1 pseudogene is annotated in these 799 nt (G+C 44.2%); it reads left to right on the top strand.

Going from position 1 to position 799, the window contains the following annotated elements:
• A pseudogene (locus A3739_RS03205) lies at positions 1-780 on the top strand (ribonucleoside-diphosphate reductase, adenosylcobalamin-dependent); the annotation flags it as partial.
• Positions 781-799: the final 19 nt, after the last annotated feature.

Here is a 799-nt window from a genome sequence, read left to right as displayed (position 1 = left end):
ACTGCCGAAATACTACGCGAACGCCCAGAGCTGAGCGCGGACGGTTACTCCATAGGCGATACAGTGAAAGGTAAAGTTCTTCACGCAAAATATAGCCGTTACATGCAACGTATTGCTGATTACGAGCCAGAATTAGTCGATCAGCTTGCTGAGCAAGGTGCACGTTTTACACACCATACTTCGATTGCACCGACGGGAACTATTTCTTTGTCTCTTGCGAACAACGCAAGTAACGGTATCGAGCCAAGCTTTGCTCACCACTACTCTCGTAACATTATTCGCGAAGGTAAGAAGACTAAAGAAAAGGTAGATGTTTATTCATTCGAATTGCTTGCTTACAGAAATCAGGTCAATCCAGATGCAATGCCATTTAGTGATAACCCTGACAACGCATTGCCTGATTATTTCATCGCGGCAGATGAAGTAACGCCAAAGCAGCATGTCGATATTCAAGCGGCAGCACAGAAGTGGGTAGATTCTTCGATCTCTAAAACGGCGAACGTTCCTACAGAGTTCCCATATGAAGAATTTAAAGATATTTACATGTACGCCTATGAGCAGGGCTTAAAAGGCTGTACAACATTCCGTTTCAATCCTGAAGCATTCCAGGGCGTTTTGGTGAAAGAGCAAGATCTTGAGAACACCTTATACGAATTTACATTGGATGACGGAACAACCGTAAAAGTGAAAGGCAACGAAGAGATTGAATACGACGGTGAAATCCACACCGCTGCGAATCTATTCGACGCACTTAAAGAAGGCACCTACGGTAAATACTGATCAAGATTCGCCCGCTTAT

This window comes from Oleiphilus sp. HI0067, assembly GCF_001635735.1.
This window is presented reverse-complemented; position numbering and strand designations above follow the sequence as displayed.